This is a genomic window from Devosia beringensis, from assembly GCF_014926585.1.
In the GTDB taxonomy this organism is placed as follows: domain Bacteria; phylum Pseudomonadota; class Alphaproteobacteria; order Rhizobiales; family Devosiaceae; genus Devosia; species Devosia beringensis.
This window is the reverse complement of sequence record NZ_CP045422.1, coordinates 3,917,684-3,940,439: the sequence shown is the minus strand read 5'-3', so window position 1 is coordinate 3,940,439 and position 22,756 is coordinate 3,917,684. Positions and strand designations below refer to the sequence as shown.

At 64.1% G+C, this 22,756-nt stretch carries 26 protein-coding genes; 17 read left to right on the top strand and 9 right to left on the bottom strand.

Annotation, left to right across the window (positions count from 1 at the left end; all coding sequences use genetic code 11):
* Positions 1 to 58 precede the first annotated feature (58 nt).
* The 6 genes from gatC to GDR53_RS19130 all read left to right on the top strand — a co-directional run bounded on the left by gatC (position 59) and on the right by GDR53_RS19130 (position 3,693).
* On the top strand, positions 59 to 346 hold the full coding sequence (gene gatC / locus GDR53_RS19155) for an Asp-tRNA(Asn)/Glu-tRNA(Gln) amidotransferase subunit GatC (protein WP_193336006.1): 288 nt from the start codon (positions 59 to 61) through the stop codon (positions 344 to 346).
* Positions 347 to 829 (top strand): GNAT family N-acetyltransferase, encoded by a 483-nt coding sequence (locus GDR53_RS19150; RefSeq protein ID WP_193336005.1) that lies wholly within the window; start codon positions 347 to 349, stop codon positions 827 to 829.
* A complete protein-coding gene (locus GDR53_RS19145; RefSeq protein WP_193336004.1) occupies positions 826 to 1,329 on the top strand; it encodes a hypothetical protein in 504 nt (167 codons plus the stop codon). Before GDR53_RS19150 ends, GDR53_RS19145 begins: the two co-directional genes overlap by 4 nt.
* Positions 1,326 to 1,778 (top strand): hypothetical protein, encoded by a 453-nt coding sequence (locus tag GDR53_RS19140; RefSeq protein WP_193336003.1) that lies wholly within the window; start codon positions 1,326 to 1,328, stop codon positions 1,776 to 1,778. The genes GDR53_RS19145 and GDR53_RS19140 overlap by 4 nt, the downstream gene beginning before the upstream one ends.
* Positions 1,771 to 3,255, top strand: coding sequence for an Asp-tRNA(Asn)/Glu-tRNA(Gln) amidotransferase subunit GatA (gatA, locus tag GDR53_RS19135; protein WP_193336002.1), 1,485 nt, complete (start codon positions 1,771 to 1,773; stop codon positions 3,253 to 3,255). Before GDR53_RS19140 ends, gatA begins: the two co-directional genes overlap by 8 nt.
* 120 nt (positions 3,256 to 3,375) lie before the next feature.
* Positions 3,376 to 3,693: a hypothetical protein gene (locus tag GDR53_RS19130; protein WP_193336001.1), complete on the top strand. Its 318-nt coding sequence runs from the start codon at positions 3,376 to 3,378 to the stop codon at positions 3,691 to 3,693.
* A gap of 3 nt (positions 3,694 to 3,696) precedes the next feature.
* Here the strand turns inward: GDR53_RS19130 and GDR53_RS19125 are convergent, their stop codons facing one another.
* From GDR53_RS19125 to GDR53_RS19115, 3 genes are all read right to left on the bottom strand, one after another.
* Positions 3,697 to 3,915, bottom strand: a complete 219-nt coding sequence (locus GDR53_RS19125; RefSeq protein WP_193336000.1) for a hypothetical protein — start codon at positions 3,913 to 3,915, stop codon at positions 3,697 to 3,699.
* A gap of 31 nt (positions 3,916 to 3,946) precedes the next feature.
* The gene (locus tag GDR53_RS19120) at positions 3,947 to 4,624 is read right to left on the bottom strand and encodes a DUF998 domain-containing protein (protein WP_193335999.1); all 678 of its coding nucleotides are present in this window, start codon (positions 4,622 to 4,624) and stop codon (positions 3,947 to 3,949) included.
* A gap of 138 nt (positions 4,625 to 4,762) precedes the next feature.
* The gene (locus tag GDR53_RS19115; protein WP_193338174.1) at positions 4,763 to 5,020 is read right to left on the bottom strand and encodes a YjhX family toxin; all 258 of its coding nucleotides are present in this window, start codon (positions 5,018 to 5,020) and stop codon (positions 4,763 to 4,765) included.
* A 246-nt stretch (positions 5,021 to 5,266) separates the two neighbouring features.
* On the opposite strand from GDR53_RS19115, the gene GDR53_RS19110 reads away from it, so the two are divergent.
* From GDR53_RS19110 to gatB, 3 genes are all read left to right on the top strand, one after another.
* Positions 5,267 to 5,578, top strand: a complete 312-nt coding sequence (locus tag GDR53_RS19110) for a chorismate mutase (RefSeq protein ID WP_193335998.1) — start codon at positions 5,267 to 5,269, stop codon at positions 5,576 to 5,578.
* Between the two features lie 11 nt (positions 5,579 to 5,589).
* Positions 5,590 to 6,102: a GNAT family N-acetyltransferase gene (locus GDR53_RS19105; RefSeq protein WP_193335997.1), complete on the top strand. Its 513-nt coding sequence runs from the start codon at positions 5,590 to 5,592 to the stop codon at positions 6,100 to 6,102.
* Between the two features lie 156 nt (positions 6,103 to 6,258).
* Entirely contained in the window at positions 6,259 to 7,758 is a 1,500-nt protein-coding gene (gene gatB, locus GDR53_RS19100; protein WP_193335996.1) for an Asp-tRNA(Asn)/Glu-tRNA(Gln) amidotransferase subunit GatB, read from the top strand.
* A 15-nt stretch (positions 7,759 to 7,773) separates the two neighbouring features.
* Here gatB and GDR53_RS19095 read toward each other — a convergent pair whose 3' ends face one another.
* Genes GDR53_RS19095 through GDR53_RS19085 form a run of 3 tightly spaced genes read right to left on the bottom strand, consistent with a single transcriptional unit; the run spans position 7,774 to position 9,352 of the window.
* Entirely contained in the window at positions 7,774 to 8,127 is a 354-nt protein-coding gene (locus tag GDR53_RS19095; protein WP_232846850.1) for an ester cyclase, read from the bottom strand.
* A 56-nt stretch (positions 8,128 to 8,183) separates the two neighbouring features.
* Complete coding sequence (locus GDR53_RS19090; protein WP_193335995.1) at positions 8,184 to 8,414, bottom strand: hypothetical protein; 231 nt, start codon at positions 8,412 to 8,414, stop codon at positions 8,184 to 8,186.
* A 47-nt stretch (positions 8,415 to 8,461) separates the two neighbouring features.
* The gene (locus tag GDR53_RS19085; RefSeq protein ID WP_193335994.1) at positions 8,462 to 9,352 is read right to left on the bottom strand and encodes a DMT family transporter; all 891 of its coding nucleotides are present in this window, start codon (positions 9,350 to 9,352) and stop codon (positions 8,462 to 8,464) included.
* Between the two features lie 164 nt (positions 9,353 to 9,516).
* On the opposite strand from GDR53_RS19085, the gene GDR53_RS19080 reads away from it, so the two are divergent.
* Complete coding sequence (locus tag GDR53_RS19080; protein WP_193335993.1) at positions 9,517 to 9,951, top strand: DUF1801 domain-containing protein; 435 nt, start codon at positions 9,517 to 9,519, stop codon at positions 9,949 to 9,951.
* Positions 9,952 to 9,961: 10 nt separating this feature from the next.
* Entirely contained in the window at positions 9,962 to 10,354 is a 393-nt protein-coding gene (locus GDR53_RS19075) for a DUF1801 domain-containing protein (protein WP_193335992.1), read from the top strand.
* Here GDR53_RS19075 and purN read toward each other — a convergent pair whose 3' ends face one another.
* Both purN and purM read right to left on the bottom strand, forming a co-directional pair.
* On the bottom strand, positions 10,355 to 10,897 hold the full coding sequence (purN, locus tag GDR53_RS19070) for a phosphoribosylglycinamide formyltransferase (RefSeq protein WP_193338173.1): 543 nt from the start codon (positions 10,895 to 10,897) through the stop codon (positions 10,355 to 10,357). It abuts the gene before it with no gap.
* A 44-nt stretch (positions 10,898 to 10,941) separates the two neighbouring features.
* A complete protein-coding gene (purM, locus tag GDR53_RS19065) occupies positions 10,942 to 12,018 on the bottom strand; it encodes a phosphoribosylformylglycinamidine cyclo-ligase (protein ID WP_193335991.1) in 1,077 nt (358 codons plus the stop codon).
* Between the two features lie 134 nt (positions 12,019 to 12,152).
* Between purM and GDR53_RS19060 the strand changes: the two genes are divergently transcribed.
* The 4 genes from GDR53_RS19060 to GDR53_RS19045 are packed head-to-tail and all read left to right on the top strand — an operon-like array spanning position 12,153 to position 17,697.
* Entirely contained in the window at positions 12,153 to 13,271 is a 1,119-nt protein-coding gene (locus GDR53_RS19060) for an AI-2E family transporter (protein ID WP_193335990.1), read from the top strand.
* Entirely contained in the window at positions 13,261 to 13,995 is a 735-nt protein-coding gene (locus tag GDR53_RS19055) for a P-loop NTPase family protein (protein WP_193335989.1), read from the top strand. The genes GDR53_RS19060 and GDR53_RS19055 overlap by 11 nt, the downstream gene beginning before the upstream one ends.
* On the top strand, positions 13,988 to 16,159 hold the full coding sequence (locus GDR53_RS19050) for an RNA degradosome polyphosphate kinase (protein ID WP_193335988.1): 2,172 nt from the start codon (positions 13,988 to 13,990) through the stop codon (positions 16,157 to 16,159). The genes GDR53_RS19055 and GDR53_RS19050 overlap by 8 nt, the downstream gene beginning before the upstream one ends.
* Before the next feature lie 2 nt (positions 16,160 to 16,161).
* The gene (locus GDR53_RS19045; protein WP_193335987.1) at positions 16,162 to 17,697 is read left to right on the top strand and encodes a Ppx/GppA phosphatase family protein; all 1,536 of its coding nucleotides are present in this window, start codon (positions 16,162 to 16,164) and stop codon (positions 17,695 to 17,697) included.
* Between the two features lie 25 nt (positions 17,698 to 17,722).
* On the opposite strand, the gene rnd is transcribed toward GDR53_RS19045, so the two are convergent.
* The gene (rnd, locus tag GDR53_RS19040) at positions 17,723 to 18,901 is read right to left on the bottom strand and encodes a ribonuclease D (RefSeq protein ID WP_193335986.1); all 1,179 of its coding nucleotides are present in this window, start codon (positions 18,899 to 18,901) and stop codon (positions 17,723 to 17,725) included.
* A gap of 200 nt (positions 18,902 to 19,101) precedes the next feature.
* On the opposite strand from rnd, the gene aspS reads away from it, so the two are divergent.
* Positions 19,102 to 20,898, top strand: a complete 1,797-nt coding sequence (gene aspS, locus GDR53_RS19035; protein WP_193335985.1) for an aspartate--tRNA ligase — start codon at positions 19,102 to 19,104, stop codon at positions 20,896 to 20,898.
* Between the two features lie 157 nt (positions 20,899 to 21,055).
* The gene (locus GDR53_RS19030) at positions 21,056 to 22,657 is read left to right on the top strand and encodes an EAL domain-containing protein (RefSeq protein ID WP_193335984.1); all 1,602 of its coding nucleotides are present in this window, start codon (positions 21,056 to 21,058) and stop codon (positions 22,655 to 22,657) included.
* The last annotated feature ends 99 nt before the right edge of the window (positions 22,658 to 22,756 follow it).

Here is a 22,756-nt window from a genome sequence, read left to right as displayed (position 1 = left end):
CAATTGCTAATGAGGCCACCAATAACCATCCGTTCAGCCGATCTTTGTGGAGTTACCCATGTCCGTCGACGCCAAGACCGTTAAGCGCATCGGGAGCCTGGCGCGCATCCGCATCGAGGAGCACGAGGTTGCCGGCTACCAGGAAGAGCTCAATGCGATTCTGGGTTTCATCGAGCAGCTGAGCGAAGTCGACGTTACCGGCGTGGTGCCGATGACCTCGGTCATGCCCATGACGCTTAGGCTGCGCGACGACGTGGTCAGCGACGGTGACTATCCCGCCGAGATCGTCGCCAATGCGCCGCTGAGCGAGGACAATTTCTTCATGGTCCCCAAGGTGATCGAATAAATGAGCGTCAGCATCGCCATCGAGACGGCGCTGCAGGACGACGTGCGCGGTCTGGTCGAGCAGCTCAATGCGCATCTGCTGCCGCTGTCGCCGCTTGAATTCCAGTTCAAGATGACCGTCGAGCAGATGGCCGGCGACGACACCACGGTGTTCGTGGCGCGCGATGACACCGGCCGCGCCGTGGGCATGGGAGCGCTCAAGCGTTACTCGGCCGAGTTGGGCGAGGTCAAGCGCATGTTCACCCTGCCCGACGTGCGCGGGCAGCGCGTGGGCTCGGCCCTGCTGGACGCTATCGTGGCACTGGCCCGTGACAAAAACCTGCCCATGCTGATGCTGGAAACCGGCGGCAGCGCCGAGATGCCCGAAGCGCACCGGCTTTACCAGCGCAGTGGCTTTGTGGCGCGCGGGCCGTTTCTGGACTATCCTGACAGCCAATGGTCGGCATTTTTCGAAATGCCGCTGCGCGTGGAGCAGCCCGCATGAAATTTGGTCTGGCGACAGTGATAATGCTGGCTTCGATCGGTTCCGCCATGGCGGCCGACGCCTATGACGCCCTCTATGTGTCTGACCCGGCGGTGTGCGCGCGGGCCGGCGAAACAGATATGAACCTGGTGCTGTTCGAGCTGCAGGCCGCGGCGGTATCACCACGCCGCGCGATCTTTGTGGGCGGCGAGATGAGCTGCGACCTGGTGGACGTGCGCACCATGCCCTCGGCCATGCACTGGGATCCGGCTGACACCGAAATCCTGGCCAGCGCCCGCTGCTACGCGCCCTATGAGGATTACCTCGACAATCTGGTCATCACCAATGTCAGCCAGAACATCAACCTGCACTATGGCGATACCGATCAGCCGATTCCCCCGACGGTGGAAATCATCTCCATGCGCGCCGATCTGGGTGGCGAGGATCTCGCCGCCGCTGACGGCTATGACGGCATCTATACGCTGTGCGAGACGCTGACGGCTGAGGACTTCATTCCATGAGGCGCCTGGCGCTGGTCATTGCGATAATGGCGACGCCCGTCTTGGCGCAGGAAGACATGGTCATCGACCAGAGCAAGCTCTATGTGACCGAGCCATCGGCCTGCCAAGCGCTGGAACAGCAGGGGGTCGATGCCTGGCTGGACCAGGACTTTCTCAGCCTGAGCTTTACCGGCGGCATCCAGTCCATGGAATTCCACTGCAACTTCTATGATATCGAGAGCCGCCCCAATACGCCGCTGCTGTTCGTCGATGCCGTCTGCGAATTTCCCGGCACGCTCTACCCCGACATCCTGGCCATTGCCCCCAATGGCCCAGATTCCATCCTTGTCGTCTCCGGCGCCGACACGACGCTGGCTTTGGCCAGCAGCGACGCGCCACCCTCGGACAATCCCGTGGGGACGACCCTCTATCACCGCTGCGATAATCTGAGCGAGATCCCCGTTGACTGACCTGACCAAACTGAGCCTGGCCGCCGCCCGCAAGGGCCTTGCCGACAAGAGCTTCACCTCGAGTGAATTGACCGGCGCCTATCTGGGCGCCATCGACAAGGCCAATCCGATTCTGAACGCCTATGTGGCGGTGACATCAGAGCAGGCTTTGACCATGGCCAAGGCCAGCGACGACAAGCTGGCCAAGGGGCAGGGCGGCACACTCGAAGGCATTCCGCTGGGCATCAAGGATCTGTTCGCCACCAAGGGCGTGCATACCCAGGCGGCCAGCCATATCCTCGACGGCTTCAAGCCCGAATACGAATCCACCGTCACGGCCAATCTGTGGCGCGACGGCGCAGTCATGCTGGGCAAGCTCAACATGGACGAATTCGCCATGGGCTCGTCCAATGAGACCAGCTATTACGGCCCGGTAATCAGCCCGTTCCGCGCCGAGGGCAGCAATGCTCAGCTGGTGCCGGGCGGCTCGTCGGGCGGTTCGGCGGCTGCGGTTTCGGCCTGGCTCTGCGCCGCGGCGACGGCCACCGATACCGGCGGCTCGATCCGCCAGCCAGCGGCACTGACGGGCACGGTGGGCATCAAGCCGACCTATGGACGCTGCTCGCGCTGGGGCACTGTGGCCTTTGCCTCCTCGCTGGACCAGGCAGGGCCGATCGCCCGCACGGTGGAAGACGCCGCCCTGATGCTGACCTCGATGTCGGGCTTTGACGTCAAGGATTCCACCAGCGTCGATGTGGCCGTGCCCGACTTTGCCGCCGCGGTCGAACGCGGGGTCAAGGGTCTGACCATCGGCGTACCGCGCGAATATCGCCAGGACGGCATGCCGGCCGAGATCGAAAAACTCTGGGCCCAGGGCCTGGAATGGCTCAAGGCCGAAGGCGCCACGGTGCGCGATATCTCCCTGCCGCACACCAAATATGCGCTGCCGGCCTACTACATCGTCGCCCCGGCCGAGGCCTCGTCCAATCTGGCGCGCTATGACGGCGTCAAGTACGGGCTGCGCGTCACCGGCAAGGACATTACCGACATGTATGAGCTGACCCGCGCCGCCGGGTTCGGCCGCGAGGTCAAGCGCCGCATCATGATCGGCACATACGTGCTGTCTGCAGGTTACTTTGACGCCTATTACGTCAAGGCGCAGCAGGTGCGCACGCTGATCAAGAAGGATTTCGAGGACGCCTTCCATGCCGGCGTGGACGCCATCCTGACCCCGGCCACGCCCTCGGCTGCCTTCGGCATTGGCGACGAGGCGTTGGCCGCCGATCCGGTGGCTATGTACCTGCAGGACGTTTTTACGGTCACGGTCAACATGGCGGGCCTGCCGGGCATCGCCGTGCCGGCCGGCAAGGACGGGCAGAACCTGCCGCTGGGATTGCAGCTGATCGGCAAGCCGTTCGACGAAGAGACGCTGTTCGCGGCGGCCCGGGTGATCGAGCGCAGCGCCGATATGGACTTCTCGCCCAAGCCGTGGTGGTAACCGCAACGGGCGGCGCTACTTGATTGCAGCGCCGTTCCGCATTATTTGGCGCCTATGCACAAATTGAAACTGGTTGTGACGTCGCCGCGGGCGGCGTCCGGGCCGACTAGAGTATCTTCCATGGCCACTGACATCTTTACCACCCAGGACTGGTCCGAGCCGCCCAAGGACATGAGCATGCCGCTGCAGGCGCTGTGGTGGCTCAAGAAGGGCGAAATGCGCGTCGGCCCCGAATGGGAGCAGGCGCACAATATCGTCCAGGCCATGGAGGGCGTGCAGGCCTTCGACTGGGTGCATGCGCTGATGCACTGGATCGAGGCCGATATGGGCAATGCGGACTACTGGTACAAGCGCGCTGGCAAGAAGCGCGCGACGGCCAGCGTGGCCAGCGAGTGGGAACATATCGCCGCGGCCCTGAGCGGCATCACCAAGCACTAGACGTCAGCGACGCGCCCGCGCCTCGCCGGCGGCCCGCACGATCGGGGCAACCGCGAGCAGGATGACCCCCACCATGCCGCCGATGGCCAGAAGGCCCGCCGGGGTGATGTGGGCATCGGCCTCGATACTGGCTTTGCCCCAGACCAGCCGGAAGCGGGCCCGGGCCGGGTGCTGCTGCACCGCAGGAGCGGGCAAGGTCCGGTCGATTTCGCTGTCTGTCATCGGGCACTCCTCTGCCAAGCCGAGACCAACGTCAGCGCGCGGCACTTGTTGCCGTTGCCGTGTCACTTTTCACCAGCGCCGCAAAATGGCCGCGCAGGATCAGCGCGCCGGTCACCATATACCACAGCGTCTGCGGCCAGGCCGCCAGGCGCTCGACGGTGCCGCGCCCGCCCAGATAGATTTCCGCCGCATAGAGCACGAAGCCGGCGAGGGCCAGGACACCGGTGGCAAGGCTATAGAGGGCAAAGCCGCGATGGCTGTACCAGACCACGCGGGCCAGGGCGATAAAGCCGAAGCAGGAGAGGCCCAGCGCCAGCACGGCGCCGATCAGGTGCAGGCCAGGATTGGTATCAAGCGGAAAAATCCCGGCCAGCATGGTGCCGTCGCCACCCAAAGCCAGCAGCCACAGTGCCACCAGCTTGAGCCGGGTCTGTGGCCAGAGATCGCGGGTGAACCAGACGCCCAGCACCACCAGCAACCCATTGAGCGCCATGCCGATATTGAAGACGAGGCTGAGGGGCGAGCAGACCGGCATGATGCCGCCCGGCGCCGGATTGAGATAGGCGCCGCAGCTGGTGACCCCCAGCAGGCTGATGTCCTCCACGGTCATCGAATAGCCCGGCCAGGCTGCCTGGGCGAGGAACTGGGCGAGAAAGAACTCGGCAGTCAGCACCCAGAAAATGGCGCCCAGGCGAATCTGATTGGTCACTGGATTTGTCCCCCCACGAACATGACTGGGCGGGGCGGGCAGGACTTTGTCAAATCACGAGCGGGGCCGCGCCACCGCCCCGCCATGCTCCTCGAACGTTGGAAGCATGGCGGGGCGGCTTTATGCGTCAGCTACCGGTTACCGGTTGTCATACTCGCTGCGCACCAGTTCCAGCCCGCGGCGCGTGATGCGATAGGGTTGGCCATTGGCCGATTTGATGGCCTTCTTCGCCTTGAGCTTGCGGAACAGCAGCAGGGTGCAGCCCGGCGTGAGCCAGCCGTCGCGGTTGAAGAATTCTAGGTCGATGACCTTGCCTTCCGGGTTGCGGATGAGCGCGATGCGGCCGCCCTGGGCGAGGGCGTGCAGCACGCGCTGTTCGTCGCGTGAAATATCCATGGAAATGTCGAAAGCCTGAGCGGCGGGCAGCAGCCCGCGAACAAACGAGACCGGCAGCCCGCAGACGCAGGGCGGCCGATGGTTCATTCATGCCTCGTCGCAGCTGGACGAGGCGTCAGGCGGTTTCCGGCTGGCTCAACATGGGCAATTGATAGCGCGGCCACGCACATTTGGGCAAGCCGGGCGGTTGAAATCGCGCGCCACCCGGTGCAAACCTGCAACATGACCTGCTGACTGGAAGCTGAAGTGACCGCCATCAAGACCCCCGCCGACTGCCAGACCAAGGACGATGTCCGCGCCGAGATCGATCGGCTCGACGCCGAGCTGCTGGCGCTCTTCGCCCAGCGGCACCGCTATGTGACGCGCATGGCGCAAATCAAGACCGATCCGCACGAGGCGCGCGACCCGGTCCGCATCGAGGCCGTGATCAACAAGATTCGCGACCGCAGTTTGGCTCTTGATCTTGACGAAGATCAGGCCGAACTTGTGTGGCGGACCCTGATCGACTGGAACATCAATTACGAGAAGGGCATTATCGCGGCGCGGCGCCGCGAATAGCGGAGGTCAACATGCCATGCATCACCATTCGCAAGGCTGAGAATGCCGATGCACGGCGACTGGCCGTGATTGCCTATAGTGCCTGGGAGCAGGGCATCTATCCGCTGCTGACCCCGCGACCCGGCCTGCGCGAGGCCGAGCGCTACCGGCTGACCCAGGTGGTGGCCGAGACGCTCAACCGCATCATCGTGGCCGAGGTCGATGGCATCGTGGTGGGCTGGTGCTCGCGGGCGGCGCGGCGCGCCTATATCCCCTATCTCTTCGTCATGCCCGAACTGCAGCGCAACGGGCTGGGCTCAATGCTGCTGCGGCGCATGGAATCCATGCTCGAACTGGCGGGCGCCGAACGGGTGCATCTGGAAACGCCGGCGGACAACGTGCCGGCGGTGCGCTTCTACGAGAAGCAGGGCTATCGCATCCTGGCCCTCCGCCCCGATGGCCGCGACGCGGCACAACCCTTCATGAGCGTACATCTGGAAAAGCGGCTGATGCCGTTTGCCGGCGATGTGGGGCACGAGGACTGAGGGTCTAGTGGCCTTCGGACACCCCACCTGACCTCCCCCTGAAGGGGGAGGAATCCACTCTGTGGTTTCCCGTAACTTCAAGCAAAGCAATTGCATCCGCGGGCCCCAGGCTCTATGCGTTTGGCAGTGTTTCGCCTTGCCTTTCAGGATGCTCCAGTGACCCTTATCGATACGCGCACGCCCAATCCGAAGAGCTTCATCGCCGGTTCCACCGGCGACTGGGAAGTGGTCATTGGCATGGAAGTTCATGCGCAGGTGACCAGCGAGAGCAAGCTGTTCTCGGGCTCGTCGACGGCCTTCGGCAATCCGCCCAATGCCAATGTGTCCTTTGTCGATGCGGCCATGCCCGGCATGTTGCCCACCATCAATGCCGAATGCGTACGCCAGGCCGTGCGCACCGGGCTGGGCCTCAAGGCCGCCATCAACAAGCGCAGCGTGTTTGACCGCAAGAACTACTTCTATCCCGATCTGCCGCAGGGCTATCAGATCAGCCAGTTCAAGGACCCCATCGTGGGCGAGGGCCTGGTCTATCTCGACATGCCGGACGGCCAGATCGAGATCGGCATCGAGCGGCTGCACCTGGAGCAGGATGCCGGCAAGTCCATCCATGACCAGCATCCGAACATGAGCTTTGTCGACCTCAACCGAAGCGGCGTGGCGCTGATGGAAATCGTCAGCAAGCCCGACCTGCGCTCGTCCGAGGAAGCCAAGGAATACCTGGCCAAGCTCCGGAGCATCCTGCGCTATCTGGGCACCTGCGACGGCAATATGGAGCAGGGCTCGATGCGCGCCGACGTCAACGTCTCGGTGCGTCGCCCGGGCGGGGAATTCGGCACGCGCTGCGAGATCAAGAATGTGAACTCGATCCGCTTTGCCGGCCAGGCCATCGAATATGAGGCCCGGCGCCAGATCGACATCCTCGAAGATGGCGGCTCCATCGACCAGGAAACCCGCCTCTACGACCCCAAGGCCGGCGAGACGCGCTCGATGCGCTCAAAGGAAGAGGCGCATGACTATCGCTACTTCCCCGATCCCGACCTGCTGCCGCTCGAATTCGACGACGCGTTCGTCGCCGAACTGTTCGCGGGCCTGCCCGAATTGCCCGACGAGAAGAAGGCCCGCTTCATCGCCGATTTCGGCGTGACGCCCTATGACGCCATGGTGCTAACGCTGGACCGCGAGACGGCCGACTATTTCGAGGCCGTGGTAGGCTTTGGCGGGGTCAAGCGCGACGGCAAGGCCGTGGCCAATATGCTCAATGCCGACGTTGCCGCCTTTGCCAATAGCCAGGGCCTGGCCATCTGGGAGACCCATCTGCAGCCCGGCCAGATCGCCGGGATTGTCGATCTCGTCGCTGCCGGGACGATTTCGTCCAAGGGCGCCAAGGACCTGCTGCAGGTGATTATTGCCGAGGAGCCCGAGGGCGAGCCGGCCGAGATCGTCGAGCGGCGCGGCATGGCGCAGGTGACCGATATGGGCGCCATCGAGGCCATTGTCGACGAGATCATCGCCGCCAATCCTGACCAGGTGGCCAAAGTGCTGGCCAAGCCGACCATGATCGGCTGGTTCGTCGGCCAGGCCATGAAGGCCTCGGGCGGCAAGGCCAATCCGCAGGCGCTGAACGATCTGATGAAGAAAAAGCTCGGCATCGAATAGGCCGCGCGCCGCGGCTCAACCCTGTAGTTGAGCCGCGATCGCCTGCCGGTCGACGATGGAGAAGACCTCGGCGATTTTGCCGGCCTTGAAGCCGTAGAACACGTTTTCGGTGAACGAGACGGTGCGGCCATTGACGGGCAGGCCGAGGAAATCGCCCACCGGCGTGCAGGTAAAGGCCAGCCGGGCAGCAATATGCGGCGGCTCGATCACCAGCAGATCAATGGCGAACTGCAGGTCGGGAATGGCGCGGAAATCCTGCTCCAGCATGGCCCGGTAACCGGCCAGACCGAAGGGCCGGCCATTGTGGCGCGCCTCCTCCGCCACGAAGCTCCCCAACCGCGCCCAGTCCTGCCTGTTGAGGCAAGCCAGCTAGGCGCGATAGGTGCCATTCAGCAAGGCGCGTGACATCGGCGCGTCTGTCCGGCCTAGCTCCATGTGGGCGGCTGATCACCGCCGGGGCCGGGTATGGGGGCCGGCTGGCCCGGGGTAGGGTCTTCCACCGGCGGCGGCACGTCGGGCAGCTCGGAGGGGCCCGGCGGCACGGGATCGACCGGCTGGGGCGGCGCGGGCTCAGGCTGCGGAATGATCTCGGGCGGGGCCACCGGATTGATATCGGGGGCGGGACCGGGTTCTGGTTCGGTAATAGACATGGACATGGGACGCTCCTTGGCAACAGGAACGCCCCAGGCCGGACGTTGTTCCGCTAGGCGGCAGCGCGGCGCCAGAGCTTGCCTATACGGCCATCGATCAGCAGCAGGCCGGCAAAGATCACCAGCATGCCCAGGATCTGGATCGGCAGCACGGTTTCGCGCAGGATTGTCACGCCCAGGAACACCGCCGAGATGGGCGCGATGAAGGTGGTGGTGGCAAAATTGGTCGGGCCGACCCGCGGCAGGATGCGGTACATGATCTGGAAGGTGAAGGCGGTCGAGACGAGGCCAATGGCCAGCGCCGCCATCCACGTCTCGGGCCGCACCATGACGGGCACGCCCTCGGTCAGCAGAGCGATGGGAATGGACACCACGGCGGCGCCGGTCAGGGCGATGGCGGCCAAAGCCGTCGGCTCGATGGCCTTGAAGCTGCGGGTAATGTTGAGCGAGAGCGCATAGCAGAGCGTCGCCAGCAGGCAGGCGCCGATGGCCCAGAGATGGGAATCGCCGCCGCTCGACAAAGCCGGCCAGGCGAGGATGAAGGCGCCGACAAAACCGACGGCGACGCCGGCGACCTTGATGCGACTGGCCTTTTCGCCGCCGAGCCAGAAATGGCTGACGATGACGGTCATCAGCGGGGTCAGTGCATTGATGATGGCGGCGACGCCGCTGGCGAGATTCGCCTGGGCCAGGGGAAACAGCGCAAAGGGAATGGCATAGGCCAGCACGCCCAGCGCGCCCAGCTTGAACCAGAGCACGGGATCGCGCGGCACCGGTTTGCGCAGCGCCACCAGCACGGCCCAGCAGCCCAGCGCGCCAATGCCGACGCGGAAGGAGGTGACCCAGAGCGGGCCGATCTCGCGGATCAGCACGGCGTTGAAGATGAACGAGCAGCCCCAGATGGCGCCGAGCAGAATAATCCAGAACCAGTCGCGACGAACCATAAGAGACTCCCTTGAGGTGCGGAAACTATGCCTCTAGGGAACAAAGGTCGAACCGATTTTGACAATGAGCCGGATCAATATTGGTGATGGCTCGACTGGACGCCGCCGCCGCTGCCGGGCTAGATTTGTCTGTCGGCAACAGGCTTTTGGGCGGGGAGACACCCATGGCAGGCAAGACAGCGGCGACGGGACCGGTTCTGCTGGCGGGCGGCAATCCGCAGATCGCCAAGGGCGATGGCGACGCGCCGGTGCAGGCCTATATCGCGGCCATGCCGGGCTGGAAGCGCGCAGTCGGCGAACGGCTGGATGCGCTGATCGTGGCAACCCTGCCCGATGTTGCCAAGGCAGTAAAATGGAATTCGCCCTTTTATGGCGTGCCGGGGCAGGGCTGGTTTTTGAGCTATCACTGCCTCACAAGCTATATCAAGATTGCCTTTTTCCGGGGCGCGGCGCTGACGCCGGTGCCCCCGGTCGGCTCGAAGGATCCCGACACCCGCTACCTGCATATCGGCATGGATGGCATCTTCGACGAAGCCCGCTTTGCCGACTGGGTGCGGCAGGCGGCACTGCTGCCCGGCTATCTGGCGCCCAAAACCTAGGAAGCTAGCCATGACCGACGCATCCGACCGCATCGACCAGCTGATTGCCGAGACGACCGACTGGCGCGGCGCGACCCTCGCGGCCGTGCGCGCAGCGATTCTTGCGGCCGATCCAGCCATTGTCGAGGAATGGAAATGGATGGGCAGCCCGGTCTGGTCGCGCGATGGCATGATCGCGGTCGGCGATGCGCACAAGGCCAAGGTCAAGCTGACCTTTGCCCATGGCGCGCAGCTGGCCGATCCGGACCAGCTGTTCAATGCCGGCTTCGAAGGCAATGCGCGGCGGATCATCGACTATCTCGAGGGCGATCCGGTGCGGGGCGCCGAACTGACGGCCCTGGTGCGGACGGCGATCGTGCACAACCAGACCAAGCTCAAGAAGAACGTCAAAAAAAGCGGCTGATCAGAGCGGCCCGACAACCTGACCCAAAGCCAGCAGACGCAGGGCCTGAGGGTAGAGCTGGTGTTCGGCCACCAGGGTGCGGGCGGCAAGGGTCTCGGCAGTGTCGCCTTGCAGGATCGGCACCTTTGCCCGGGCGATCACCGGGCCTTCGTCCATGCCATGGGTGACGAAATGCACCGAGCAGCCATGCTCGGTCGCGCCGGCATCGAGCGCCTGCTGGTGCGGGTGCAGGCCCTTGTAGAGCGGCAGCAGGGATGGGTGGATATTGATCATCCGGCCTGCCCAGTGGTCGACGAAGTCATCGCCCAGGATGCGCATGAATCCGGCGAGGCAGACAATGTCGACCGCCCAGCTTTCCAGCATCTGCGTCATGACATCTTCGAACATGTCGCGGCTAAGGAACTTGCTCTGCGCCAGCGAGGCCGTGGCAATGCCCTGGCTGGCGGCGATCTCGAGGCCCGGCGCCGCGGCGCGGTTAGACAGCACGCCGACGATCTCGGCGGGATAATCGGGCGCCTTGGCGGCCGCGATCAATGCCGACATGTTCGAGCCGCGGCCCGAAATCAGGATGGCGACGCGCTTGCGGTTCACAGCGCCAGCTTGCCAGCAAAGGTGACGGGCTCGCCGCTGCGCTCGGTGAGGCTGCCGACAATGGCGGCGATTTCGCCGGCCGCATTGAGGTGATCGACCAGGGCTTGCGCATCGGCGGGAGCGACCGCTACCAGCATGCCGACGCCGCAGTTGAAGGTGCGCAGCATTTCGGCCTGCTCGACGCCGCCGACCTTGCTCAGCCAGCCAAACACCTTGGGCACCGTGACGGCATCCAGATCGACATGGGCAGCCAGATGCTCCGGCAGCACGCGCGGGATATTGTCGATGAAGCCGCCGCCGGTAATATGGGCCAAAGCCTTGATGGCCAGGCCCGCCTTGAGCGCGGCCAGCAGCGGCTTCACATAGATCCGGGTTGGGGTCAGCAGCGCTTCCGACAGCGTGGTGCCGGGCGCGAAGGGCGCATCGGCCGACCAGTCGAGGCCGGAGAGGTCGACGATCTTGCGGACTAGCGAATAGCCATTGGAATGCACGCCCGAGGAGGCGATGGCCACCAGCGTGTCGCCGGCGGCGATATCGGGGCGGGGCAGGAGGGTGCCGCGCTCGGCAGCGCCGACGGCAAAGCCGGCCAGGTCATAGTCCTTGCCGTGATACATGCCCGGCATTTCGGCGGTTTCGCCACCCAGCAGGGCACAGCCGGCAATCCGGCAGCCCTCAGCAATACCGGTGACGATGGCGGTGCCTTGTTCGACATCGAGCTTGCCGGTGGCAAAATAGTCGAGGAAGAACAGCGGCTCGGCGCCCTGCACGATGATGTCATTGACGCACATGGCCACCAGGTCCTGCCCGATGGTGCTGTGATTGCCTGTATCGATGGCGATCTTGAGCTTGGTACCGACACCGTCATTGGCCGCCACGAGGACCGGATCGACAAAACCGGCCGCTTTGAGGTCGAACAGGCCGCCAAAGCCGCCGATCTCGCCATCGGCGCCGGGCCGGCGCGTGGACTTGACCGCCGGCTTGATCGCTTCCACCAGGGCATTGCCCGCATCGATGTCGACGCCAGCCTGCTTGTATGACAGGCCGTTTGATGTCAGGTTTTGCGTGTCAGACATGGGCCTCAGACCTCGATGGGGAAAGCGTGGGTAAAGCCGTCACCGGGAGAGCAAGGCAGTTGCCAATTCCAGGGCCGGAAGCTAGACGGCCTGATAGCTTCTCCACTTCATCCATGCAAGGGCCGCCCGCCACCATGACGCTGCGAAATCAAGTGCTGATCTGGATCGCGTTCCTGGTCGTCCTGGTCCTGATGCTGTGGCTATTTCGCGGCGTGCTGCTGCCCTTCGTGATCGGCGCGGCTTTGGCCTATCTGCTCAACCCGCTGGTCAACCAGCTGCAGCGCTGGCACTTCAGCCGCGGCTGGGCCACCGCCGTGGTGCTGCTGAGCGTGATTACCATCTTCGTCGGCATGTTCTTCCTCTTCGTACCCATGGTCGGCCAGCAGCTAATCGAGCTGATCCAGCGCCTGCCGCGCCTGGTGTCGGATCTGCAGTCCCTAGTGACCGAATGGTCACCATCCTTCTATGAATGGCTGGGCCCCGAGCGGGCGGCGCAGTTCCAGACCTCGATCAATGATCTGACGCGCCAGGTGCTCGGTTTCATCGCCACATTGCCGGCCGAACTGGTCAATATCGGCTATACCGGCGCGGCCGTGATCGGCCTGACCGTGCTGACGCCGGTGGTGGCCTTCTATCTGCTGCTCGACTGGGAAGGCATGGTGCGCGGCCTGCAGGGCCTGCTGCCGCGCGACCACAAGACCGAGATCAACGGCATTCTGGGCGATATCGACAAGTCCATGGCCGGGGTGATCCGCGGGCAGGGCGGCGTGCTGCTGATCGACGCGGTATTCTACGCCACGGCGCTCAGCCTGGTCGGCCTCAATTTCGGCCTGGCGGTCGGACTGATCAGCGGGCTGCTGAGCTTTGTGCCCTTCATGGGCTTCGCCTTCGGCTTCTCGCTCTCGATCGGCATCGCTCTGGTACAGTTCTGGCCCAATTACTGGATGGTCGTGGCGGTTGCCGGCATATTTCTGGGCTGGCAGTTCATCGAGGGCAATATCCTTTACCCCAAGCTGGTCGGCTCCAGCATCAACATCAACCCGGTCTGGTTGATGTTCGCGCTGCTGGCCTTCGGCGCCTTGTTCGGCTTTGTTGGCCTGTTGCTGGCCGTGCCGCTGGCCGCCATTGTCGGCGTGCTGGTGCGTTATGGGGTGAGCAAGTACAAGGGCAGCAGCCTCTATCAGGGTTATGGCGGCGAGGCGGTAGATACGACCCAGCCTGATGCGGGCAATGACGTACTCCGTGCCCCCTGAGGACCTGGGAACAACACGACAGCTGGCGCTCGAGCTCGACCACACGCCGGCGCAGGGCGAAGCCGATTTCCTCGTCGGCGAGGGCAATGCCCTGGCCCATGGCCGCATCATGGCCTTTCCGCACTGGTCCGAACCGGTCACCCTGCTGGTCGGGCCGGCCAAATCCGGCAAGTCGCACTTGGCGCGCATCTTTGCCGATCGCAGCGGCGCCCGCCTCGCCGGTGTCGATGATCTGGCGGCACTGGCGACACAGGGCGGCCGGCTGCCCCTGATCGTTGAGGATGTCGACCGGCTCGGCTATGACGAGGCCGGGCTGTTCCACCTGCTCAACCAGTCGCTGCGCGAGCAGCGGCCGATCCTGCTGACGGCGCGTGAGGACATTGCGAACTGGCCGCTATTGACCGATGATGTGCGCTCGCGGGCGCGCCGGGCCACGGCCTTTTCCCTCGAGCTGACCGACGACATTCAATTGTCACAGATGTTCGTGAAGTTGTTCGGCGACCGGCAGATCAAGGTCGATCCGCGCATCATCGCCTATCTGGTGGCCCGCATGGAGCGTTCTGCGCAAGAGGTCGTGCTTCTTGCCGATCTGATCGATAGACTGGCTTTGGCCAAGGGTAGTGCCATTACCCGCACCATTGCTGCCGATGCACTCGACCGCCGACGCATCGACCGGGGTGACGCGCGCGATGAACAGGATGGGGATGGTCTAGCCGATGAATGACATGAGCGAGTTTTCTGACGCCGACGCCGATGCCGCCGTCCCGGACACCCAGGCGCTGCGCACCAGCCCGGCCCGCTTTGTCAATCGCGAGGTCAGCTGGTTGCAGTTCAACATGCGCGTGCTCGAAGAGGCCGGCAATGTGCACCATCCGCTGCTGGAGCGGCTGCGCTTCGTCTCGATTTCGGCCAACAATCTCGATGAATTCTTCATGGTCCGCGTGGCCGGCCTCAAGGGGCAGCTGCGCGCCGGCCTCTCCAAGCAGAGCGCCGACGGCCTGACGCCGGCCGAGCAGCTCGAGGAAATCGCCACGCTGGCCCAGCACCTGCAGCTCGAGCAGCAGGATCACTGGCAGGACCTGCGCGAGGAACTGTTCGCCCAGAACGTGGTGATTCACGAGCAGGACGACCTGACCGCCGACCAGGTCGGGTATCTCGAAAAGCTGTTCCGCGAGGAAATCTTCCCGGTGCTGACGCCGATCGCCGTCGATCCGGCCCACCCGTTTCCCTTCATTCCCAATCTGGGCCTGGCGCTCGCCTTCGAGCTCAAGCGCCCCGACAGTGACTTGCCGCTGACCGCGCTGGTGCGCATTCCGGGCAATCTCGATCGCTTCATCAACCTGCCTACGGCTCTGGTCTCGGAAGGTCGCAGCGAGGTCGTCACCATCGACACGCTGGTCAAGATCTTCTTTCACAAGATGTTTCCCGGCCATTCGGTGGCCGGTTCGGGCGCCTTCCGGGTCATCCGCGACAGCGAAATCGAAATCGACGACGAGGCCGCAGACCTCGTGGTGGAGTTCGAGAGCGCCCTGCGCCAGCGCCGCCGTGGCCAGGTGATCCGGCTCGAGATCGAAAGCTCGATGCCGCGCGCCCTCAAGCGCCAGATCGGCGAACAGATGGGCGTCAAGGAAGGCGACGTGTTCGAGGTGCACGGCTTCCTCGGTCTGGCCGATGCCAGCAAGGTCTGCGACGTCGATCGCCCGGACCTCAAGTTTCCCCCCTATCACGCGCGCTTCCCCGAGCGGATTCGCGACTATAATGGCGACAGCTTTGCTGCCATCCGCGCCAAGGACATCCTGGTGCACCACCCCTTCGAGAGCTTCGACGTGGTGGCGCAGTTCCTGATGCAGGCGGCCCGCGACCCCGACGTGGTCGCCATCAAGCAGACGCTTTATCGCACCTCGGCGGACAGCCCGATCATCAAGGCGCTGGTGCTGGCGGCCGAAGCGGGCAAGTCGGTGACGTGCCTGGTCGAACTCAAGGCGCGCTTTGACGAAGAGGCCAATATCCGCTGGGCGCGCGATCTGGAGCGGGCCGGCGCACAGGTGGTGTTCGGCTTCATCGAGCTCAAGACCCATGCCAAGCTCAGCCAGGTGGTGCGGCGCGAAAAGGGCAAGCTGGTCAGCTACTGCCATATCGGCACCGGCAATTACCACCCGATTACCGCCAAGATCTATACCGACCTGAGCTACTTCACCATCGATCCCGCAATCACGCGCGACGTGGCGCGGGTGTTCAATTTCATCACCGGCTATGCCCGCCCGACCGAGCTTGAATCCATCGCCGTCTCGCCGGTCAACCTGCGCCAGCGGCTGCTCGACGATATCGACGCCGAGATCGAGTTTGCCCGCAATGGCCAGCCCGCCAGCATTCTGCTCAAGATGAACTCGCTGGTTGATCCGCCGATCATCGATGCGCTCTATGACGCCAGCCAGGCCGGCGTGAAGGTCGACCTTATCGTGCGCGGCATCTGCTGCCTGCGCCCGGGCATCCCCGGTTTCTCGGACAATATCCGGGTCAAGTCGGTGGTCGGGCGCTTCCTCGAGCACAGCCGCATCTATTGCTTCGGCAATGGCCAGGCCATGCCCAACGGCCGCGCCAAGGTCTATATTTCCTCGGCCGACCTGATGGGCCGGAACCTCGATGGCCGGGTCGAAGTCATGGTGCCCATTCTCAACAACACCGTGCATAAGCAGATCCTCGACCGGATTCTGGTTGCCTATCTGCGTGACAACCAGCAGAGCTGGGAAGTCTTGCCGGATGGCAGTTCACATCGTATGCGGGTCGCCGACGGCGACGAGCCGTTCAATGCGCATGACTACTTCATGACCAATCCATCGCTGTCGGGACGCGGCAGCGCCGGCCCGGTCGAGGCAGACGAGGACTAGGCTTGAACAAGTTCTGGGGCGTTGACGCCGATCCGACGGCCCAGGGCCGTATCAAGGGCGCCAAGCCCGTAGCCGTGCTCGATATCGGCTCCAACTCGGTCCGTCTGGTGGTCTATGAGCGGCATGCCCGCGCGCTGACCCCCCTCTACAACGAGAAATCCGCCTGCGCCCTGGGGCGCGGGGTCGGCCAGACCGGCCGCCTCGCCGAGGCCAACATGGCTCAGGCGCTCAACGCCATCAAACGCTTTGCTTTGGTCAGCCGGATGATGCGGGTGGGCAAGGTATTCATCCTCGCCACCTCGGCCGTGCGCGACGCCGCCAATCGCGACGAATTCGTCGGCGCCGTCGAAAGCCTGATGCAAAGCAGCGTGCAGGTGCTCAGCGGCGAGCAGGAGGCCCATTACGCCGCACTCGGTGCCGTTGCCGGCATTCTGGGCTTTAACGGCCTGGTGGGCGATTTGGGCGGCGGCAGCCTCGAACTCTCCAGCATCTCCAATGGCACCGATACGGACGGGCAGTCCTTCGAGCTGGGGGTGATCCGGCTGCAGGATGACAGCAATGGCTCGCCCATCAAGGCGGCCGAGATCGTCGGCGCGCGCCTGGCCGAGTCCATTCTGGCCAGCACTGACAAGGGCAGCGCCTTTGCCGCCATTGGTGGCACCTGGCGCGCTTTGGCCAAGCTTCACCAGATCGTCACCAAATATCCGCTGCACATGGTGCAGCATTATGTGGTGCCGGCCGACGAGATGATCGCCTTTTGCGCCGACATCGTCGCGGCCGATGCCCCCAAGGGCTATGACGGGGCTGACCATGTCAGCTCCTCCCGGCGCGAGCTGGTGCCCTATGGCGCCGCGGTGCTGGGCGAGGTGCTCAAGGCCGGTCGCTTCAAGGAAGTGGTGTTTTCCGCCCTGGGCGTGCGCGAGGGCTTTCTCTACGGCATGCTCGATCCGCGCGAACAGGCCATCGACCCGCTGATCCAGGGCGCCGAGGAACTCTCGGTGCTGCGCTCGCGCTCGCCGGCCCATGCCAATGACCTGATCGCCTTTACCGGCCAGTTCCTCGCCGTTGCCGGCGTCGAGGAAAGCGCCGAAGAGGCGCGGCTGCGCACCGTGGTCTGCCTGCTCTCCGATATCGGCTGGCGCACCCATCCGGACTATCGCGGCTCCCAGAGCATCGACGCCGTTGCCTATGGCTCGCTCAGCGGCGTCGACCATCCAGGGCGGGCCTTCCTGGCCCAGGTCATCGCCATTCGCTATGACGGCCCCAAGAGCAAGGCGGCGGCCTCGCTGGTATCGCTGGGCAATGCCGCGTTGACGCAGCGCGCGCGGGTGATCGGGGCGCTGTTCCGCGTCGCCTATCCGATGACGGCGGCCATGCCGGGCGTGCTGCCGCGCATCCATTTCGAGCTGGTGGAAGACGGCCTGTCGCTAGTGCTGCCCAGCGATCTGGCCTTTCTCGACGGCGAGCACCTGCAGAACCGGCTCGAGACCTTTGCCGGCATTGTCGGCTACAAGACCGCCACGGTGCGCGTGCTCTAGAGCGTTTTCAGCAAGAGTGGCGCCGCTATTCGGCCGCGGCGGTGTCCTCGTGATCCTTGATGGCAAATTCGACAATGCCCTTGCGCGTGGCGACGAGGCCAATGCGGCCATGCTTGATGGCCAGGGCCTTGTCGCCGAACAGCTTGCGTCGCCAGCCCTTGAGGGCCGGCACTTCGGCCTGGTCATCGAGCACCAGGGCGTCGATCTCATCCGAGGTGGCAATGATGCGGGCGGCAACGCCATGCTGCTCGGCCACCGATTTGAGCAAGACCCGCACCAGGTCGCCGACGGCGCCCTTGGGCGATGGGCCGCGATAGCGCTCGGGCATGACCGGCAGTTCGGCCTTTCCCATGGCCTCGACATCCTTGAGCAGGGCCATGATCTCGGCGGCGGCTGAGCTGCGGCCAAAGCCGCGCGGCACGGCGCGCAGGCGCTCGAAGGCATCGGCGGTCAGCGGGCGCTGCGTCGCCAGTTCGGACAGCACGTCGTCTTTGAGCACGCGGCTGCGCGGCTGATCGCTATCCTGGGCGCGCTGTTCGCGCCAGGCTGCCAGGAGCTTGAGCGCCGCCAGGTCGCGCGGCCGGCTGATCTTCATCTTGAGCCGTTCCCAGGCCTGGTCGGGCTGGGTCACATAGGTATCGACGCTGCGCAGGATGGCCATTTCATCCTCGACCCAGTCGCCCCGGCGCGTCGCGGTGACCTGCTTGGCCAGTTCGCGATAGATGTCGCGCAGATGCGTCACGTCGGCCACGGCGTAGAGGCGCTGCTTTTCCGACAGCGGCCGCGCCGACCAGTCGGTAAAGCGGCTGGACTTGTCGAGCTCGACATTGGTGATGGCGCGCACCAGATTGTCATAGGATACGCTGTCGCCAAAGCCGCAGACGCTGGCCGCGACCTGGGTGTCATAGATATTCTCGGGTACCTGGCCGGTGGCCTTGACGAAGATCTCGATATCCTGCCGGGCGGCATGGAACACCTTGGTGACGGCGGCATTGGCCAGCAGGTCATAGAACGGGCTGAGGTCGAAGCCGGGCACCAGCGGATCGATCAGCACTGCCTCGTCATCGGTGGCGACCTGGACCAGGCAGAGTTTGGGCCAGTAGGTGGTTTCCCGGAGGAACTCGGTATCGACCGTCACAAAATCGAACTTTGCAGCGCGCTCGCAAAAAGCAGCGAGAACGTCTGTGGAAACTATCAGGTCCATGCGAGCGCCCGTCTCAAAATCGTCAAGATTGTTACTAGCAGGTGCGGCAGGCCCACTCCAGACCGGATTTGTTGAGGCAGGCGAGGCCTTAGCCATCTGCGGTGGCATTGCGGTCAGGGACGGGTGCTCACCTTGACAATTGGGGGCGCCCATGCGCTTTTCCGCCCCAAGATTCCGGCCTTTTGCAGAGCTTTTCAATCATGACGCTACATCGCTACCGCTCGCACACCTGCGGGGCCCTGACCGCCGCTGATGCTGGTAAAACTGTCCGCCTCAGCGGCTGGGCCCACCGTATCCGCGACCATGGCGGGCTGCTCTTCATCGATCTGCGCGACCATTATGGCCTGACGCAGGCCGTGGTCGACCCCGATTCGCCGGCCTTTGCGGCCGCCGAACAGGTCCGTTCGGAATGGGTCATCCGCATCGATGGCGAGGTCAAGCTGCGCGACGCCTCGGTGATCAACCCCAACCTGCCGACCGGCACGATCGAAGTGTTCATCCGCGAGATCGAGGTGCTCTCGGCCGCCAAGGAACTGCCGCTGCCCGTGTTTGGCGAGCAGGACTATCCCGAGGATGTCCGTCTCAAGTACCGCTTCATCGACCTGCGGCGCGAAAAGCTGCACGCCAATATCGTCAAGCGCACCAAGGTCATCACCTCTATGCGCAACCGCATGGGCGAGGCCGGCTTTGGCGAATATTCCACCCCCATCCTGACCGCGTCCTCGCCGGAAGGCGCGCGCGATTTCCTCGTGCCCAGCCGCATCCATCCCGGCAAGTTCTTTGCCCTGCCGCAGGCGCCCCAGCAGTACAAGCAGCTGCTGATGGTGGCCGGCTTTGACCGCTATTTCCAGATCGCGCCCTGTTTCCGCGACGAGGACCCGCGCGCCGATCGCCTGCCGGGCGAATTCTATCAGCTCGACCTCGAAATGAGCTTTGTCACCCAGGAAGACGTCTGGAACACCATGACGCCGATCATGACAGCCATCTTCGAGGAATTCGCCGAGGGCAAGCGCGTCACCAAGGACTGGCCGCGCATTCCCTATGACACGGCGATCCGCAAATACGGCTCGGACAAGCCCGACCTGCGCAATCCCATCGAGATGTCGGCCGTGACCGCGCACTTTGCCGGCTCCGGCTTCAAGGTCTTTGCCAACCAGATCGAGGCCGACGACAAGGTTGAGGTCTGGGCCATTCCCGCCAGGAACAAGGCCGGCGCCGAGCCGATTGGCCGGGCCTTCTGCGATCGCATGAATGCCTGGGCGCAGGGCGAGGGCCAGCCGGGCCTGGGCTATATCTTCTTTAAGGAAGGGCAGGGCTCTGGCCCGATCGCCAAGAATATCGGCGAAGAGCGCACCGCCGCTCTCAAGGCCGAGCTCGGGCTCGAGGACGGCGACGCCGTATTCTTCGTCTGCGGCCGCCCCGGCAAGTTCTACAAGTTTGCCGGTGACGCCCGCACCAAGGTCGGCACCGATCTCGATGTCATCGATACCGAGCAGTTCGCGCTGTGCTGGATCGTCGACTTCCCGTTCTACGAGTGGGACGAGGAGAACAAGCGGGTGGACTTCGCCCATAACCCCTTCTCCATGCCCCAGGGGGGGATCGAGGCGCTCAACAGCCAGGACCCGCTGACCATCAAGGCCTACCAGTATGACGCGGTCTGCAACGGCTATGAGATCGCCTCGGGCTCGATCCGCAACCAGCTGCCCGAAACCATGGTCAAGGCCTTCGAACTGACCGGCAAGAGCCGCGACGAGGTCGAGGAGCAGTTCGGCGGCCTCTATCGCGCCTTCCAGTATGGCGCGCCGCCCCATGGCGGCGCCGCCTTTGGCGTTGATCGCGTGGTGATGCTGCTGTGCGGCGTGCAGAACCTGCGCGAGATCACCGCCTTCCCGATGAACCAGCAGGCCGAAGACCTGCTGATGGGCGCGCCCAGCCAGGCTTCGGCCGCGCAACTGCGCGAGCTGAGCATCCGGCTGAACGTGCAGGATAAGAAGTAGCCCGTCATCGACGGCGATCCGCAGCGGCCCCTGGCAACAGGGGCCGTTTTTTTATGGGCCTGAGGAGGATGGTTGATCAATGTTAACCAGCGTTAATGATCCGTTAAAGGCTGGTTGCTACCGATGATGGTGTCGTTCGCCGTTTCGGATTCGTCCATTGAAGACCCGATACTCCAATATCCTGATGTTGCTGGGCGCCATTCTGGCGTTCGTCCCCATCGTGGCGGTGGATTATCTGCTCGACGCCTATATCCGGGTCCGTGAACAAGACATTTCTCAGCAATACGTCAGAACCATTACCTCGCAGATCTCCATCGGCTCCAATGATGCCATAGCCGACTTGCGGCGTATCTTGGCCGACAGTCCCTCGCTGTGCACGCCCACTTTCGTTGCCAATGTGCAGGTGGCCATCGAGTCGAGCCTCAACCTCAAGCAGGTGCTGGTCGAGAATGCCGACGGCGTTCAATATTGCGACGCGTTCGGCCGCAACGTCACCTATTCGCCGCTGTCGCGCGAACTGCCGGTGCCCGGCCATATCGAAACCATCACCCTGGTGCAGTTCGGCGACATGGACATGCCGGCGCTCAAGATTACCCAGGCCTTTGGCGACCTGCGGCGGGTGTCGGCCTTCGTGCCGATCCTCGGCCAGACCAAGGGCACGCTGGCCGAAGGCATTGCCGCCGGCTCCATGCTGCGCGTCTCGCTCACCGACGGCACCTCGATCATGACCATTGGCGACGCCGCCAGCTTCGACCGGCGCGCCGAGTCGACCGAATTCGTCTATGGCCAGGCCTTTGCCGGCGAACTGCCGCTCAAGGTCGAATATGCCATGCCCTTCGCCGTGGCGCGCTCGGGCTATGCCGACCTAGATGTCAGCTTCACCATCGTGGCGTGCCTCATGAGCGCGGCCTTCCTGGTGCTGGCGTTGAACTATGTGCGGCGCTCCCGCGTGCCGGCCTTCGATCTGGAGCGCGGCATCGCGCGCGGCGAGATCAAGCCTTATTACCAGCCCATCATCAACCTGCGCACCGGCGAACTGGTGGGCTGCGAGGTGCTGTGCCGCTGGGAAAAGAAGAATGGCGAGCTCGTGCCGCCCGGCGCCTTCATCGACTATGCCGAGGTGACCGGCCTGGCCATCCCGATGACACTGTCGCTGATGCAGCAGGTCAAGTTCGACCTCAGCGACCTGTGCCTGCTGATGCCCGAGATGAAGGTGGCCATCAACCTGTTCGAGGGGCATTTCCGCGACGACAGCATCGTCGAGGACGTGCAGGCCATCTTTGGCGGCTCGCCGGTCAATTTCCGCCAGCTGGTGTTTGAAATCACCGAGCGGCACCCGATGGGCAATTCGGCCGTGGCCAATAGCGTGATCGCCGGCCTGCATGCGCTGGGCTGTCGCCTGGCCATGGACGACGCCGGCACCGGCCATTCCAACCTGGCCTATCTGGGCACTCTGGGCATCGACATCATCAAGATCGACCGGATTTTCGTCGACATGATCAAGCCGGGCACCACCCAGGTGCCGGTGCTGGACGGGCTGATCGCCATGGCCAAGGATCTCGATTGCGAGATCGTTGCCGAGGGCGTCGAGACCGAGACTCAGGCGCTTTATCTGCGGGCGCGGGGCGTCGTACAGGCGCAGGGCTTCATCTTTGCCCCCGCGCTCAAGCATAGTGCCTTCAAGGAGCTGGCCCTGGCCCTGCACGCCAATCAGGCCGAGCCGACCACGATTGCTGCGGTTGTCGCCAGCGCTGCCTAGCCGTGCGACCTTAGTTGTATGACGCGAGGGCATTAGCCCCTTTTCAACGCTGGCATTTGGTGGCACGAACGCGGACCCATACCGGTGCATTGGCTCTTG

Coding starts and splice junctions, on each gene's coding strand:
- gatC (WP_193336006.1), top strand. CDS start 59: ATGTCCGTCGACGCCAAGACCGTTAAGCGCATCGGGAGCCTGGCGCGC.
- GDR53_RS19150 (WP_193336005.1), top strand. CDS start 347: ATGAGCGTCAGCATCGCCATCGAGACGGCGCTGCAGGACGACGTGCGC.
- GDR53_RS19145 (WP_193336004.1), top strand. CDS start 826: ATGAAATTTGGTCTGGCGACAGTGATAATGCTGGCTTCGATCGGTTCC.
- GDR53_RS19140 (WP_193336003.1), top strand. CDS start 1,326: ATGAGGCGCCTGGCGCTGGTCATTGCGATAATGGCGACGCCCGTCTTG.
- GDR53_RS19130 (WP_193336001.1), top strand. CDS start 3,376: ATGGCCACTGACATCTTTACCACCCAGGACTGGTCCGAGCCGCCCAAG.
- GDR53_RS19125 (WP_193336000.1), bottom strand. CDS start 3,915: ATGACAGACAGCGAAATCGACCGGACCTTGCCCGCTCCTGCGGTGCAG.
- GDR53_RS19115 (WP_193338174.1), bottom strand. CDS start 5,020: ATGGATATTTCACGCGACGAACAGCGCGTGCTGCACGCCCTCGCCCAG.
- GDR53_RS19105 (WP_193335997.1), top strand. CDS start 5,590: ATGCCATGCATCACCATTCGCAAGGCTGAGAATGCCGATGCACGGCGA.
- GDR53_RS19090 (WP_193335995.1), bottom strand. CDS start 8,414: ATGTCCATGTCTATTACCGAACCAGAACCCGGTCCCGCCCCCGATATC.
- GDR53_RS19085 (WP_193335994.1), bottom strand. CDS start 9,352: ATGGTTCGTCGCGACTGGTTCTGGATTATTCTGCTCGGCGCCATCTGG.
- GDR53_RS19080 (WP_193335993.1), top strand. CDS start 9,517: ATGGCAGGCAAGACAGCGGCGACGGGACCGGTTCTGCTGGCGGGCGGC.
- GDR53_RS19075 (WP_193335992.1), top strand. CDS start 9,962: ATGACCGACGCATCCGACCGCATCGACCAGCTGATTGCCGAGACGACC.
- purN (WP_193338173.1), bottom strand. CDS start 10,897: ATGTCGGCATTGATCGCGGCCGCCAAGGCGCCCGATTATCCCGCCGAG.
- purM (WP_193335991.1), bottom strand. CDS start 12,018: ATGTCTGACACGCAAAACCTGACATCAAACGGCCTGTCATACAAGCAG.
- GDR53_RS19060 (WP_193335990.1), top strand. CDS start 12,153: ATGACGCTGCGAAATCAAGTGCTGATCTGGATCGCGTTCCTGGTCGTC.
- GDR53_RS19050 (WP_193335988.1), top strand. CDS start 13,988: ATGAATGACATGAGCGAGTTTTCTGACGCCGACGCCGATGCCGCCGTC.
- rnd (WP_193335986.1), bottom strand. CDS start 18,901: ATGGACCTGATAGTTTCCACAGACGTTCTCGCTGCTTTTTGCGAGCGC.
- aspS (WP_193335985.1), top strand. CDS start 19,102: ATGACGCTACATCGCTACCGCTCGCACACCTGCGGGGCCCTGACCGCC.